Origin of the sequence: Pelomonas parva (assembly GCF_043555835.1) — a bacterium.
Taxonomy (GTDB): Bacteria; Pseudomonadota; Gammaproteobacteria; order Burkholderiales; family Burkholderiaceae_C; genus Pelomonas; species Pelomonas parva.
Map to the genome: position 1 here is coordinate 431,515 of NZ_JBIGHV010000002.1, position 13,193 is coordinate 444,707.

The 13,193-nt window shown below is 70.0% G+C and carries 14 protein-coding genes; 7 read left to right on the forward strand and 7 right to left on the reverse strand.

What is annotated here, in order from left to right; genetic code table 11:
• The first annotated feature begins 49 nt into the window (after positions 1-49).
• Genes ACG00Y_RS05525 through ACG00Y_RS05535 form a run of 3 tightly spaced genes read left to right on the forward strand, consistent with a single transcriptional unit; the run spans position 50 to position 2,507 of the window.
• On the forward strand, positions 50-757 hold the full coding sequence (locus tag ACG00Y_RS05525) for a hypothetical protein (RefSeq protein WP_394476743.1): 708 nt from the start codon (positions 50-52) through the stop codon (positions 755-757).
• Positions 754-1,899 carry a M48 family metalloprotease gene (locus tag ACG00Y_RS05530; protein WP_394476745.1) on the forward strand — a complete coding sequence of 382 codons (1,146 nt, stop codon included), beginning with the start codon at positions 754-756 and terminating at the stop codon, positions 1,897-1,899. The genes ACG00Y_RS05525 and ACG00Y_RS05530 overlap by 4 nt, the downstream gene beginning before the upstream one ends.
• 14 nt (positions 1,900-1,913) lie before the next feature.
• Positions 1,914-2,507: a hypothetical protein gene (locus tag ACG00Y_RS05535; RefSeq protein ID WP_394476747.1), complete on the forward strand. Its 594-nt coding sequence runs from the start codon at positions 1,914-1,916 to the stop codon at positions 2,505-2,507.
• Here the strand turns inward: ACG00Y_RS05535 and ACG00Y_RS05540 are convergent.
• Positions 2,504-2,995 (reverse strand): hypothetical protein, encoded by a 492-nt coding sequence (locus tag ACG00Y_RS05540; protein WP_394476749.1) that lies wholly within the window; start codon positions 2,993-2,995, stop codon positions 2,504-2,506. The genes ACG00Y_RS05535 and ACG00Y_RS05540 overlap by 4 nt on opposite strands.
• A gap of 128 nt (positions 2,996-3,123) precedes the next feature.
• Between ACG00Y_RS05540 and dbpA the strand changes: the two genes are divergently transcribed.
• From dbpA to ACG00Y_RS05560, 4 genes are all read left to right on the forward strand, one after another.
• Entirely contained in the window at positions 3,124-4,524 is a 1,401-nt protein-coding gene (gene dbpA, locus ACG00Y_RS05545) for an ATP-dependent RNA helicase DbpA (protein WP_394476751.1), read from the forward strand.
• 108 nt (positions 4,525-4,632) lie between these two features.
• On the forward strand, positions 4,633-5,487 hold the full coding sequence (locus tag ACG00Y_RS05550) for a hypothetical protein (protein ID WP_394476753.1): 855 nt from the start codon (positions 4,633-4,635) through the stop codon (positions 5,485-5,487).
• Between the two features lie 109 nt (positions 5,488-5,596).
• Positions 5,597-5,806, forward strand: coding sequence for a hypothetical protein (locus tag ACG00Y_RS05555; RefSeq protein WP_394476755.1), 210 nt, complete (start codon positions 5,597-5,599; stop codon positions 5,804-5,806).
• Positions 5,807-5,872: 66 nt separating this feature from the next.
• The gene (locus ACG00Y_RS05560) at positions 5,873-6,661 is read left to right on the forward strand and encodes a substrate-binding periplasmic protein (RefSeq protein ID WP_394476757.1); all 789 of its coding nucleotides are present in this window, start codon (positions 5,873-5,875) and stop codon (positions 6,659-6,661) included.
• 7 nt (positions 6,662-6,668) lie between these two features.
• On the opposite strand, the gene ACG00Y_RS05565 is transcribed toward ACG00Y_RS05560, so the two are convergent.
• From ACG00Y_RS05565 to ACG00Y_RS05590, 6 genes are all read right to left on the reverse strand, one after another.
• Positions 6,669-8,438: a glutamine--tRNA ligase/YqeY domain fusion protein gene (locus ACG00Y_RS05565; RefSeq protein ID WP_394476759.1), complete on the reverse strand. Its 1,770-nt coding sequence runs from the start codon at positions 8,436-8,438 to the stop codon at positions 6,669-6,671.
• A 55-nt stretch (positions 8,439-8,493) separates the two neighbouring features.
• Entirely contained in the window at positions 8,494-9,312 is an 819-nt protein-coding gene (locus ACG00Y_RS05570) for a hypothetical protein (RefSeq protein ID WP_394476761.1), read from the reverse strand.
• A 1-nt stretch (position 9,313) separates the two neighbouring features.
• The gene (locus ACG00Y_RS05575; RefSeq protein ID WP_394476763.1) at positions 9,314-9,577 is read right to left on the reverse strand and encodes a hypothetical protein; all 264 of its coding nucleotides are present in this window, start codon (positions 9,575-9,577) and stop codon (positions 9,314-9,316) included.
• Positions 9,578-9,676: 99 nt separating this feature from the next.
• Positions 9,677-10,450 carry a LytR/AlgR family response regulator transcription factor gene (locus tag ACG00Y_RS05580; RefSeq protein ID WP_394476765.1) on the reverse strand — a complete coding sequence of 258 codons (774 nt, stop codon included), beginning with the start codon at positions 10,448-10,450 and terminating at the stop codon, positions 9,677-9,679.
• Entirely contained in the window at positions 10,447-11,517 is a 1,071-nt protein-coding gene (locus ACG00Y_RS05585) for a sensor histidine kinase (protein ID WP_394476767.1), read from the reverse strand. The genes ACG00Y_RS05580 and ACG00Y_RS05585 overlap by 4 nt, the downstream gene beginning before the upstream one ends.
• Positions 11,518-11,598: 81 nt before the next feature.
• The gene (locus ACG00Y_RS05590) at positions 11,599-13,140 is read right to left on the reverse strand and encodes a helicase HerA-like domain-containing protein (protein WP_394476769.1); all 1,542 of its coding nucleotides are present in this window, start codon (positions 13,138-13,140) and stop codon (positions 11,599-11,601) included.
• Between the last annotated feature and the right edge of the window lie 53 nt (positions 13,141-13,193).

Here is a 13,193-nt window from a genome sequence, read left to right on the forward strand (position 1 = left end):
TCACGCCGGGCACCGTACATTTCTGGCCGTCAAGAGGGAGTGAAAACAAATGAGAAAGACATTGCGCGCGCTGCTCGCCAGCGCGCTCGTCTGCACGGCTGCGATCGCCAGCGCGGCGGACCACAGCAAGCACCTGGCCCCGGGCTTCGCCAAGCTGCCCCAGGCGGCCAAGCTCGTGCTGATGCCGGTGGACGTGGAGCTGTTCTCGATGTCCGCAGGCGGCGTGAACGAGCCCAAGGCCGACTGGACGGCCAATGCCCAGAAGCACATGAAGGCCGAGCTGGTGCAGCGCACCAAGACGCTGGGCCTGACCACCCAGGTGATGGACGACCAGGCCGCTGACGAGTTTGCCGAGCCCATGGCCTTGCACGCCGCCGTGGCCCGTTCCATCGCGCTGCACCATGCCACCGGTGGTGCCTGGGCGCTGCCGACCAAGGCCGGCAGGCTGGACTGGAGCTTCGACGACGCGCTGCGTGACCTCAAGGCCAAGAGCGGCGCCGACTACGGGCTCTTCATCTGGGTCCGCGACAGCTATGCCAGCGCCGAGCGCAAGCTGGCCATGGTCGGCCTGGCCCTGCTGGGCGTCGGCATCACCGGCGGCGCGCAGGTGGGCTATGCCTCGCTCGTCGACCTGAACAGCGGCCAGGTGCTGTGGTTCAACCAGCTCGCGCGCGCCACGGGCGACCTGCGCGAGCCCAAGGAGGCGGCGGAATCCATCGACGTGCTGCTGAACGGCTTCCCCAAGCCCACGCCATGAGGCGTCGCGCGCTGCTGGGCTGTGCTCAGTGCGCGGCCCTGTCCACGCTGCTCGGCCCGGCCGCCAGCCACGCGCAAGCCAGCTGGCTCGCACCCCCGCGCTTCGAGCGGCCCGACCTGGCCAGCGACGAAGGCGGCCTGTGGGCCTTGATGGACCGCGAGGAGACCCGGCTGCGGCGCAGCCCGTTCATGCTGCGCGACGCCGGCCTGCAGAAGTACCTGCAGGACATGGCCGGCAAGCTGGCTGGCACTCATGCGCCCGACGTGCGCGTCTACCCGGTGCGCACGCCGTTCTTCAACGCCAGCATGGCGCCCAACGGCATGATGCAGGTGTGGACTGGCCTGCTGCTGCGCGTGGACAACGAGGCCCAGCTGGCCGCCGTGGTGGGCCACGAGATCGGCCACTACCTGCAGCGCCACACGCTGGAGAGGCTGCGCGACGTCAAGTCCCGCTCGGCCTTCGGCATGTTCATGAGCATGTTCGGCCTCGTCGGCCTGGTGGGACAGATGGCGGCCATCGCCGGCGCCTTCGGCTTCTCGCGCGACCAGGAGCGCCAGGCCGACCACATCGGCCTGGCCCTGATGCGCCAGGCCGGCTACGACACCCGCGAGGCCGCCAAGGTCTGGGAGAACCTGCGGCTGGAACTGGCCGCCGTGCATGGCGGCGACCCGAGCCAGCGCAGCCCGCTGTTCGCCACCCATCCCGGCTCGGCCGAGCGCAGTGCGACGCTCGCCGAACTGGCCGCCGGTGACAGCGGCGGCTACCTCGGCGAGGACGAGCACCGCCGGGCCCTGGCCGGCTTTCAGGCGCAGATGCTGGACGACGAGCTCAAGCGCGGCCAGACCAACGAGACGCTGGCGCTGCTGAACCGCCTCATTGAGCGCCAGCCCGAGCGTGCGGACCTGCTGTACAGCCGCGGCGAGGCGCGCCGGCTGCGCGCGGCCGATGGCGACCTGGAGCTGGCACTGGCGGACTTCGAGCGCGCGGTGGCGCTGGGCAGCGAGCCGGCCGAATGCCATCGTGCGCTGGGCTATCTGCATCGCAGCCGGGACCAGGCCGAACGCGCCCGCGAGGCCTTTGTCCGCTACATCGACAAGGCACCCGCCGCGCCTGACGCGGCAATGATCAAGAGTCTGCTGTGAGGAGGGTCACCCCCATGAACAACACCAACATCCGCGGCCGCCTGGCCGCTGTCAGCCTGGCCCTGCTGCTGGCCGCCTGCGCGGCACCCGTCACGCGGGTCGACGTGGGCGAGACCACGGTCGGCAAGCGTCTGGCCGTGAAGGTCGATGCCGCCTGGAACCAGTTCAGCGGCGGGCTCACCGGCGGCGTGCCGACGTGGACGATGGAGGGCATCACCATCGATGCCTTGAGCTTCTACACCGACATCAAGGACGGCCAGACCTTCGGCCCGTCCAACACGCCCAAGGGCCGTCAGCCGGTGATCTTCAAGGCCAGCATGCAGCCGGCCGACATCGTCGCGATGTTCCAGTCGCTGCAGACGCAGGATGGCTCCAGCTTCACGCTCGACAAGCTGGAGCCGGCCCCCTTCCTCGACGGCCAGGGCTTCCGCTTCGAGTACTCGACGGTGCGCAAGGTCGACGAAGTGCCGCTCAAGGGCGTCGCCTACGGCCGCGTGCGAGGCGGCGAGCTTTTCCTGGTGAGCTACAGCGCGCCGCGCCTCGTGTTCTTCCCGCGTCATCAGCCGCGTGTCGAGGCGCTGATCAAGACGGTCAGCCTGCGCTCCTAGCGCTGCAGCCGCGCCTTCTCGCGGGCCAGGAAGTTGGCCTGGTCCCGGTCGCGCTCGCGCTGCTGGCGGGCCTCGCGCGTCTCCCAGTCACCGCAGTGGAAGTAGGAGCCGCCGAACAGCCAGCCCATCAGGCTGGAGCCGTCCACCGCCCGGCCTTCGCCGCCGGTGCAGATCATCGCGGCCTTGGAGCTGCTTTGTTCCGCCAGCGCCGACTGCACGAGCATGGAGCGCGACAGCAGCACCGAGGCCGGCATGGCAATGGCCACCAGCACGCCGCCGATGACAAAGCCCTTGGCCCAGCGCGGCAGGCGCTCCGGCGCGACGGCGGTGCCCTGGGCGCGCGGGCCGGCGGCGGGCTGGGCCTTGCGCGCCGGCGCCGCAGCCTGCGGCGCACGGACCGGCGTGCCGCCTTGCAGCACACGCGTGCGCGCCGAGGTCGGCGGATCGATGGGCTGGGTGGCGGGGAAGGACTTGGTGCCGGTGGGCATGTGGGTGAGGCGTTAGCGCCGCCGCGAATGCTAGTGAGCGAGGCTGCGCGCAACGGTGAGCAAATGCAAGCCTCAGCCGTTCGGCGGCGGGAATCGAGCAGGAAGTCACAGCCATCGACAATGCTGCGATGACCGAACTTGCTTTTTCCACACTGCCGCTGAGCCCCGCCATGCTGGCCAACCTCGACCAGCTCGGCTACGCGCAGATGACCCCCATCCAGGCCGCCAGCCTGCCGCTCGCCCTTGCCGGCCGCGACGTCATCGGCGAGGCGCAGACCGGCTCCGGCAAGACGGCCGCCTTCGCGCTGGCGCTGCTGCACCGGCTGGACGCGGCGCAGACGCGCGTGCAGGCGCTCGTGCTGTGCCCCACGCGCGAGCTGGCCGACCAGGTCACGCAGGAGATCCGCCGCCTGGCCCGCGCGGCCGACAACATCAAGGTGCTGAGCCTGTGCGGCGGCAGCCCGATGAAGCCGCAGATCGAGAGCCTGTCCTTCGGCGCCCACATCGCCGTCGGCACGCCGGGCCGCCTCATCGACCACCTGGAGCGCGACACGCTGGACCTGTCCGCGCTGACGACCCTGGTGCTGGACGAGGCCGACCGCATGCTGGACATGGGCTTCCTGGACGACATCAAGACAATAGCCAAGCGCGCGCCGGCCAAGCGGCAGACGCTGCTGTTCTCGGCCACCTTCCCCGAGGGTGTGACCGAGATCGCCGCCAAGTTCATGCGTGAGCCGCAGACCGTGAAGGTGGCAGGCTCCACCAGCGCGGCGTCGTCCACCATCCGCCAGATCGCCTTCGAGGTGACGGAAGACCAGCGCCTGGACGCCGTGCCGCGCTTGCTGCGCGCCTTCCGGCCCCAGTCGACGATTGCCTTCTGCAACACCAAGCAGCAATGCCGCGACCTGGAGGCGGTGCTGGCGGCGCAGGGTTTCATCGCGCTGGCGCTGCACGGCGACCTGGAGCAGCGCGACCGCGACCAGGTGCTGATCCAGTTCGCCAACCGCAGCGCCTCGGTGCTGGTGGCCACCGACGTGGCCGCGCGCGGGCTGGATATCGCCAACCTGGCCTGCGTCATCAACGTCGACATCAGCGCCGACGTGGAGCAGCACGTGCACCGCATCGGCCGCACCGGCCGCGCGGGCGCGGATGGCCTGGCGCTGAGCCTGGCGAGCCTGGACGAGATGGGCCGCATCGGCCGCATCGAGCTGCTGCAGGGCGAAGAGTTCAAGTGGCAGCCGCTGGACAGCGTGCAGGATGCGCCCGGCGGCCCGCTATTGCCGGCCATGGACACGCTGCAGATACTCGGTGGGCGCAAGGAGAAGATCCGCCCCGGCGACATCCTCGGCGCGCTGACCGGCGAGGCCGGCTTCACGGCGGCGCAGATCGGCAAGATCAATGTCACGGACTTTCACAGTTATGTCGCGGTGCAGCGCAGCATTGCCATCGAGGCCGTGAAGCGCCTGTCGGCGGGCAAGCTCAAGGGCCGCAAGGTCAAGGTGAGGCGGCTGGCCGACCTCGCCGACTAGCGCGCTCGCGCGGCGCGCCGTTTGCTGCGCTGCACGATTCCCCGCCGCAGGTGGCCGGCTTACATTCCGCCGGTGCCTGCGCCACCCCTGTTGACCAGACGCCGTTCGATGGCTGTGCTGCCTGCGTTGTTCGCGGCCGCGCCGGCATGGGCGCAGGAGCTGGTCATCACGCTGCGCGCGCCCGACAGCGACAACGACCTGCGCAACCACTATGCACGCGACGCGGTGCAACTGGCGCTGGACAAGACCGGCGCCAGCGACGGTCCCTACCGCCTGCAGCTGTCGCCACGCATGAACAAGCGCCGCGCGCTGGTGGAAGCGGCCGCCCGCACGGCGCCCAACTTCCTGATCGTCACGGGGCCCGATGCCGGCCGCGCGGCCGGCCTGGCGCCCGTGCTGTTCCCCATCCACCTGGGCGCCAACCGTTACCGCGTCTGCTTCGTGCACGCCGGGCGCCAGGCGGCCGTGCGTGCGGCCCGCAGCCGCGAGGCGGTGGCCCGGCTGCGCCATGTGCAGGGCCACGACTGGCCCGATGTGGCGGTGCTGCGTGCCAATGGGTTCAACGTGGCCGAGGTGAATGTCTACGAGTCCATGTTCGACCTCGTGGCCGTGGGCCGGGCCGACCTGTTCTGCCGCAACGTGCTGGAGGTCGGCGCCGAGCTCCTGGCGCACAGGGGCATGAAGGACCTGGCGCTGGACGACAGCCTGCTGCTCGCCTACGACCTGCCGCAATACCTGTACACCCATCCGGGCAACCACCAGGCCATCGAGCGCGTCGGCCGCGGGCTGCGCCTGGCCTTTGCCGACGGCTCGCTGCAGGCGCTGCTGCGCCGCCATCTGCAGCCCTGGCTGCCTCAGCTGAAGCTGCCGCAGCGCCGGCTGATCGCGCTGACGGCGCCCTCGGGCGCCGTCGTCGAGATGAACGACAAGCCTTTCCAGATCGACCTGCTGCGCAAGCCGTGACATGTTGGCGGCCGGCCGGTCGTGTGTGGGGGTGCGGGCCTGCGGGTGCGACGTATGCACGCGCGGCGGGCCGGTGCGGCGCCTAGTCTGCATTCAGACGAGGTGCCCCATGACCACACGCCCCATGCCGCTGAGCGACGGCTTCGAATTGCGCTTCGAGTCCCTGTTCCAGTCCGGCCGCGCGCTGGCCTTCCCCTGCGACGCGCAGGGCGATGTGTCGCTGGACGCCCTCAGCGACCGCGCGCGGCAGAACTACCTGTTCGCCCGCGCGGTCGTGGGGCGCGATTACGCCACGCCCATAGTGCTGCGCTGCCGCTAAACACCCGCAGCGAATGGCTTGTCCCAGATCAAAAGGGGCTGCATCCGTGCATGCTTGAATGCCTGGATGCAGAAGGAATCGGGAGGTCGGGCCGCGGTGACGGGTGTGCGCCGGCGCAGCCTGTGCACGGCGGCACTGCTGGCCGGCTTGCCACCCGGGCCGCTGGCGGCGGCCGAGCCCGGCCTGCTGCGCATCGAAACCATCCAGTCCGAGCCCTTCGGCCGCATCGGCCCGCAGGGCCCCGGTGGCCTGATGTATGACATCGGCATGCTGATCGCCCAGCGCGCCGGCCTGACGGCGCAGAACCGCGTCGTGCCCTATGCCCGCACCGTGCGCAGCCTGCACAACGGCGTGTCCGACATGGTGCTGCGCTTCTCCAACGATGAGCTGAAGGCCGTGGCGGTGCAGGTCGCGCCGGTGCTGGAGCTGCCGACGGTGCTGGTCAGCCGCCAGGAGGCGCCGTTGCAGCGGCTGGAGGATGTGTCTCGCGGTCTGCTGGCCGTGCCACGCAGCTTTCCGCTGCCACCGGGCTGGGAAGGCCGGCAACTGCAATGGGTGAACAACAACGAGCACGCCATCCAGATGCTGATGGGCAAGCGGGTGGACGCCGCCTACGGCAGCAACCTGGGGCTGTTCGGCGCGGCGCGCGGCCTGGGGTTGCGCATGCAGCAGTTTGCCCGCCCGCTGCCCGTGGAGCGCCAGGCCTTCTGGCTGCACCTGTCCCGGCGCAGCGCCACGCCCGAACTGCTGGAGCGGCTGGCCAAGGCCGTCGAGGCCTTGCAGCGCGACGGCAGCATCACCCGGCTCTACCGGCGGGCGCTGGACGAGTTCGGCGACGATCGCATGCCCGCCTGAGCGGTGCTCAGCGGCTGAAGCTGTCTTTCAGGCCGGTGATCTTGTTGAACACCGGCTTGTCGGCCCGGTGATCCACGCGGTCGGTCACGAAGTAGCCGTGACGCTCGAACTGCCAGCGCTGGTCGGCGGCGGCGCCGGCCAGTGAGGGCTCGACGAAGGCCTGCACCACGCGCAGCGAGTTCGGGTTCACGAATTCCAGGAAGTCGCGGCCGCCCGCGTCGGGCTGCGGCTCGGTGAACAGGCGCTCGTACAGGCGCACCTCGGCCGCCACGGCCTCGTGCGCGCCGACCCAGCCGATGGTGCCCTTGACCTTGACGGCATCCGCGCCGGGCGTGCCGCTCTTGGTGTCGGGGATGACCGTGGCCAGCGCGGCGGTGATGTTGCCATCGGCGTCCTTCTCGGCGCCCGTGCACTCAACGATGTAGCCGGCCTTCAGGCGCACCTTGTTGCCCGGGAACAGTCGGAAGTAGCCCTTGGGCGGCACCTCGACAAAGTCCTCGGCTTCGATCCACAGCTCGGGGCCGAGGGAGAACTTGCGTTGGCCCAGCTCAGGCTTGTGCGGATGGGCGGCCGTCTCGCAGGGTTCGCGGTGGTCGGTCGAACCAAAGACTTCGGCGTAGTTCGTCAGCTTGAGCTTGAGCGGCTGCAGCACGGCAAAGGCGCGCGGCGCCTGCGGCTCCAGGTCGGCGCGCAGCGCCTGGTCCAGCACGGTGTCGTCGATCCAGGCGTTCTGCTTGCTGGCACCCGTGGCTTCCACCATCGCGCGCACGCTGGCCGGCGTGAAGCCGCGGCGGCGCAGGCCCACCAGCGTCGGCATGCGCGGGTCGTCCCAGCCGCTGACGTGGTTCTCCTCGACGAGCTGGCGCAGCTTGCGCTTGCTGGTGACGACGTAGTTCAGGTTGAGCCGGCCGAACTCGATCTGCTGCGGCAGCGGCCGGGCCAGCAAGCCCAGGTCGGCCAGCTGGTTCAGCAGCCAGTCGTAGAAGGGGCGCTGGTCTTCGAACTCCAGCGTGCAGATGCTGTGTGTGATGCGTTCCAGCGCGTCCTCGATGGGGTGGGCGTAGGTGTACATCGGGTAGATGCACCACTTGGCGCCGGTGGCGTGGTGTTCCGCATGCTTGATGCGGTACAGCGTCGGGTCGCGCAGGTTGATGTTGGGCGAGTCCATGGCTATCTTTGCCCGCAGCACCATGGCGCCGTCGGCATGCTGGCCGTCACGCATTTCGCGGAATCGAGCCAGGTTCTCGGCGGGCGTGCGGCTGCGGAACGGGCTGTCGACGCCCGGGCGGCCGAAGTCGCCGCGGTTGGCGCGCATGTCCTCGGCGCTCTGCTCATCGACGTATGCGTGGCCGGCGTTGATGAGCGCCTCGGCGGCGGCGTACATGAAGTCGAAGTAGCTGCTGGCTTCAAAGAGGTTGTCGCCCCAGCTCCAGCCCAGCCACTGCACCATCTCCTTGATGGCGTTGACGTACTCCAGCTCCTCCTTCTCGGGGTTGGTGTCGTCGAAGCGCAGGTGGCAGGCGCCGCCGTAGTCGCGCGCCAGGCCGAAGTTCAGGCAGATGCTCTTGGCGTGGCCGATGTGCAGATAGCCGTTGGGCTCGGGCGGGAAGCGGGTGCGGATGCGCGCTTCGTCCAGCGGGCCGGCTGCGTGGTGGGCGGCGTCGCCCGGCGTGCCGGCGAAATGGCGGCCGGCGAAGGTGCCCGTTTCGAGGTCTTGCTCGATGCGCTGGCGCAGGAAGTTCGTCGCGGGAGTGGTCGGGGCGGCGGGGTGGCTCATCAGCGGCTCGGGAAATGGGAGCGGGCCGTGTTCCAGGCCCGCGATGCGGCCGATTCTAAGGACGCGCCCGCTGCGCGACTCGCAGCGGCAGCCTTGCATGCGCCATGCCGATGCTGATCCAGACCGCGACGCTGAAGTAGGACGTCATCCACACGACCTCGCTGCGCCAGTGCGCCCAGTCGTGGGAGACGTGCCAGCGGCCAGCCGCGTCGGCAATGCCGGCCGCCACGGTCGTATACGTGCGGCCGGCCACCTCGTCGGCCAGCCAGCGAGCCCAGTACATGGGCACGTCGATGAAGAACATGTAGGCCGCGTAGAGCATGCCGGCGGCGATGGCCGCGCCCAGCCAGCGCCGGCCGCGCGCACTGGCCTGCGGCCACATGGCCCCCATGGCCGCCACGCTGAGCACGGCGGCCGAGCCCCACAGCACTTCCTCCACCACGTGGCCGATGTTGCGCGTCGTCAGCACGGCATACCAGGAGTGCACCTCGGCGATGGCGATCATCGGCACGATGGCGCAGGCCACCCAGAGGCTGAATCGGTGCCCCGTCGTCAGCGCGATGCCGCGCAGCAGCAGGGCCCATTGCGCGGCAAAGCTCAGCTCGGCGATGGTGGCCACCGTGCGGCCGACGATGACGCTGGACGCGAACGAGTCCACCATGACGACGCGCGGTACGTCGAACACCGGCATGACCGAGCGGTAGCCGCAGCCCAGCACGTACAGCGCCGACAGCACGAGTTGCAGGCGCTGGTGGGGCCAGGTCGTGCCGTCGGGCCGGTTGCGGTGTAGCCAGGCGGTGGAGGCCGTCCAGGCGATCAGGTTCAGGCCGGCGATGGCGCACAGCAGCGTCCACCAGATCGTTGCATCGGTCATCTCAGTCTCCTTGGCCGGATTTCGGCGGACGCCCGGTCTTCACCGGCGCCAGCCGGTCCAGCGCGGCGGCCAGCTCCGCGGCGTCCAGCAAGGCCAGCGCCTGCAGGCCGGCGCGCAGCAGCTCGCTCTTCTTGGCCTCGCGCTTGACCTTATGCAGGCGCAGCTTGAGTTCCTTGAGCAAGGCGTAGTCGGCCTCGGGCATGGTGAAGCCGTCGCGCACGAGCTTGGCGCGTTCTTCTGGGGCGGGTTTGGGTTTGTGGTTCATAACGATGAAAACCGTTTATACGGTTTTCATCGTTTCCTTGCTACCGTGAGGGTCTGTTCACCCAGCGGCAGTGACCCGCTGCCGCAGGGTGAACAGACCCTAGAGCGCTTTGAAACGGCTTGCGTGCACTCTGCTCACGGTCAGCTTCTCCGGCCGCTGACGCAGTTCCAGCAACACGTTGCCGTTCTCCAGCCGCTGCGCGCGGGCGACGGCGTCGATCTGGACGATGGTGCTGCGGTGCACCTGCCAGAAGCGCTCGGGGTCCAGCTGTGGCGCCAGCTCGCGCAGCGACACGCGCACCCAGTAGTCGCGCTCGGCCGTCACGGCGCGCACGTATTTGTCGGCGGCTTCCAGGTAGACGAGGTTGTCCACCGGCACCAGCTCGATGGCGTCGCCCACGGCGGCCTGCAGGTGGCGCAGCCGGGGTGCGGCGGCGGCCTGTGTCAGCAGCTGGCGCAGCGTGGCCAGCGTGGCGTCGCCCGTGGTCGGCTGGGCCAGGCGGGCCTGCAGCCGCGCCACGCTCTGCGCCAGGCGATCGGGTGTGACGGGCTTGAGCAGGTAGTCGGCCGCCGCCGCGTCGAAGGCCTGCAGCGCGTACTGGTCGTAGGCGGTCACGAAGACGAACAAGGGCAGGGCGCCGGCGTCATCGGGCCAGTCCTCGCCGATGGCCTGGGCGGCTTCCAGCCCGGTCATGCCCGGCATGCGGATGTCCAGGAAGCAGATCTGCGGCCGGTGCTGCAGCGCCAGCGCCACGGTCGCCGTGCCGCTGCCGGCCTGGGCCACGATCTGCAGCGCCGGCCAGGCGGCGGCCAGCTCGGCGCGCAGGTTGTCGGCGAGCAGGGGTTCGTCTTCGGCAATCAAGGCTGTCGTCATGACGGGATCTCGATGCGGGCGACGCTGCCGCCACCCGCTTGCGGTGTCAGGTCGAAGCGCGCGCTGTCGCTGTAACGATGGGCCAGGCGCTCGCGGACCTGGTTCAAGCCAAAGCCGGTGCCGACGCCGCTCAGCTCGTTGGTGGCGGTTAGCCCGGCACCGCTGTCCGCCACCTCCAGCACCAGCCGCCCGCCCTCGCGCGCGGCCGACACGCGCAGCTCGCCGCCGGCCACATGCGGCTCCAGCCCATGCTTGATGGCGTTCTCCACCAGCGGCTGCAGCAGCAGCGGCGGGATGGCGACGCCGCTCAGTTCGGCCGGCAGGTCCAGCCGCACGCGCAGGCGTTCGCCCATGCGCAGCTGCATCAGCGCGAGGTAGTCCGCCACGCGCGCAAACTCGTCGGCCAGCGCATGCTCCGTCGCGCGGCTGGCCTGCAGCGTGGCGCGCAGGTAGTCGATCAGCCGGTCCAGCATGCGCTGGGCTTCGTCGGGCCTCAGCTTGATCAGCACGCGCAGGTGGGCCAGCGTGTTGAACAGCATGTGCGGCTCCAGCTGGCTTTGCAGCAGCGCCAGCCGCGCCTCGGCCGCCTGGCGCTCGGCCTCGGCGCGCTCGATGCGTGCCGAGTTGAGCTTGAACAGCGAGAAGAAGAACCAGGTGGCGACGACCGAGACCAGCAGCGTGAAGCTCAGCGACAGCGCGACGCGCCGGTCGGCGGCCTGCCAGGGCTGCAGCGAGCGGCCGCCGCTGATGAGGTCGCCCAGCCAGAGCCCGCCGCTGTAGCCGGCGAGCGAGCCCAGCAGGATGCAGGGCAGCAGCCAGCCCCAGCCCACCCAGCCATGGCGCAGCGCCGCCGAGTCGGCTCGGCGCCGCCGCAGCAGGGCGGCCAGCCCGTAGGTCAGCAGCGAGATGTAGGCCGAAATCTGCACGCCGACGGTGAACGCATACAGCATGCCCTGCCAGAACTTGCCGCCGCGCATGACGTAGTTCAGCAGGCCGACCACCAGGCAGATGGCGATGGTGCCACCGACATAGGTGGGCCAGTCGCGGCGGGAATGGGCGGGGGTCATGGGGTCAGCATCGTTGCGCCCCGGTGCAGGCGCCAGCGGCCTGCGACGAGCGGCAGCCGCCGGGCGCGAGACGCACGCCGGTCAGCGCCGACGGCTGCCGCCACCCAGGATGCTGCCCAGCACGCCACGGATGATCTCGCGGCCCACGGCCGAGCCGATGCTGCGCACGGCGGACTGTGCCGCCTTCTCGGCCAGCCCGGGATGGCGGCCGCCGCGCGGGCCGGTGGTGCCGAACAGCACATCCTTGAGGCTGTCCATCATGCCGCCGCCGTCAGCAGGCGCCGGCGCGGCCGGGCCGCCCTTGAACACGGCGCCGCCCTCGGCCGCCATGCCTCCGCCCGCCGGGGCGGCGTGCTGGGCGGCGAGCTTCTCGTAGGCCGATTCGCGGTCCAGCTGCTTTTCGTAGACGCCGGCCACCAGCGAGTTGGCCAGCAGCGCCTGGCGCTGCGCCGGCGTGATCGGGCCGATCTGGCTGCCCGGCGGCAGCACGAAGACGCGCTCGGTGACGCTGGGTCGGCCCTTCTCGTCGAGCAGGCTGACGAGCGCTTCGCCCACGGCCAGCTCGGTGATGGCGGTGGCAATGTCCAGCCCGGGCTTCGCGCGCATCGTGTCGGCCGCGCTCTTGACCGCTTTCTGGTCGCGCGGCGTGAAGGCGCGCAGCGCATGCTGCACGCGGTTGCCGAGCTGGCCCAGCACGGCATCGGGGATGTCCAGCGGGTTCTGCGTCACGAAGTACACACCGACGCCCTTGGAGCGCACCAGGCGCACCACCAGCTCGATGCGCTCGACCAGCGCGTCGGGCGCGTCCTTGAACAGCAGGTGGGCCTCGTCGAAGAAGAACACCAGCTTGGGCTTGTCCAGGTCGCCCACCTCGGGCAGCGTCTCGAACAGCTCGCTCAGCATCCACAGCAGGAAGGTGGCATACAGGCGCGGCGCGTTCATCAGCTTGTCGGCGGCCAGCACGTTGATGACGCCCAGCCCGCCTTCCGTCTGCATGAAGTCGGCGATGTTCAACATGGGCTCGCCGAAGAACTTGTCGCCGCCCTGCGCCTCGATCTGCAGCAGGCCGCGCTGGATGGCGCCGACGCTCGCGGCCGAGACATTGCCGTACTTCGTCGTGAACTGACTCGCGTTGTCGCCCACATGCTGCAACATCGCGCGCAAGTCCTTCAGGTCCAGCAGCAAGAGGCCGTTGTCGTCGGCGATCTTGAACACCATCTGCAGCACGCCGGCCTGGGTCTCGTTCAGTGCCAGCATGCGGGCCAGCAGCAGCGGGCCCATGTCCGACACGGTCGCCCGCACCGGGTGGCCTTGCTCGCCGAAGACGTCCCACAGCGTCGTGGGGCAGGCGAGCTTCGCGGGCGGCTCGATGCCCCGGTCCTTCAGCACGGCGAGCAGCTTCTCGCTGGGGTTGCCTGGCTGGCTGATGCCGGTCAGGTCGCCCTTCACGTCGGCCATGAAAACGGGCACGCCGATGCGGGAGAAGTTCTCGGCCAGCGTCTGCAGGCTGATGGTCTTGCCGGTGCCGGTGGCGCCGGTGATGAGGCCGTGGCGGTTGGCCAGCGCGGGCAGCAGCAGGCACTCGATGTCGCCATGGCGGGCCAGCAGGATCGGGTCGGTCATGGGGTGTCCTCTAAAATCGCGAGCTTGCCAACGATAAATCAGGCCGCCTTCGA

Bases quoted from the DNA above. Each gene is read 5' to 3' on its own strand.
- ACG00Y_RS05555 (WP_394476755.1), top strand. From the start codon at position 5,597: ATGACCACACGCCCCATGCCGCTGAGCGACGGCTTCGAATTGCGCTTC.
- ACG00Y_RS05570 (WP_394476761.1), bottom strand. From the start codon at position 9,312: ATGACCGATGCAACGATCTGGTGGACGCTGCTGTGCGCCATCGCCGGC.
- ACG00Y_RS05540 (WP_394476749.1), bottom strand. From the start codon at position 2,995: ATGCCCACCGGCACCAAGTCCTTCCCCGCCACCCAGCCCATCGATCCG.
- ACG00Y_RS05580 (WP_394476765.1), bottom strand. From the start codon at position 10,450: ATGACGACAGCCTTGATTGCCGAAGACGAACCCCTGCTCGCCGACAAC.
- ACG00Y_RS05550 (WP_394476753.1), top strand. From the start codon at position 4,633: ATGGCTGTGCTGCCTGCGTTGTTCGCGGCCGCGCCGGCATGGGCGCAG.
- ACG00Y_RS05565 (WP_394476759.1), bottom strand. From the start codon at position 8,438: ATGAGCCACCCCGCCGCCCCGACCACTCCCGCGACGAACTTCCTGCGC.
- ACG00Y_RS05590 (WP_394476769.1), bottom strand. From the start codon at position 13,140: ATGACCGACCCGATCCTGCTGGCCCGCCATGGCGACATCGAGTGCCTG.
- ACG00Y_RS05535 (WP_394476747.1), top strand. From the start codon at position 1,914: ATGAACAACACCAACATCCGCGGCCGCCTGGCCGCTGTCAGCCTGGCC.
- ACG00Y_RS05525 (WP_394476743.1), top strand. From the start codon at position 50: ATGAGAAAGACATTGCGCGCGCTGCTCGCCAGCGCGCTCGTCTGCACG.
- ACG00Y_RS05575 (WP_394476763.1), bottom strand. From the start codon at position 9,577: ATGAACCACAAACCCAAACCCGCCCCAGAAGAACGCGCCAAGCTCGTG.
- dbpA (WP_394476751.1), top strand. From the start codon at position 3,124: ATGACCGAACTTGCTTTTTCCACACTGCCGCTGAGCCCCGCCATGCTG.
- ACG00Y_RS05560 (WP_394476757.1), top strand. From the start codon at position 5,873: ATGCAGAAGGAATCGGGAGGTCGGGCCGCGGTGACGGGTGTGCGCCGG.
- ACG00Y_RS05530 (WP_394476745.1), top strand. From the start codon at position 754: ATGAGGCGTCGCGCGCTGCTGGGCTGTGCTCAGTGCGCGGCCCTGTCC.
- ACG00Y_RS05585 (WP_394476767.1), bottom strand. From the start codon at position 11,517: ATGACCCCCGCCCATTCCCGCCGCGACTGGCCCACCTATGTCGGTGGC.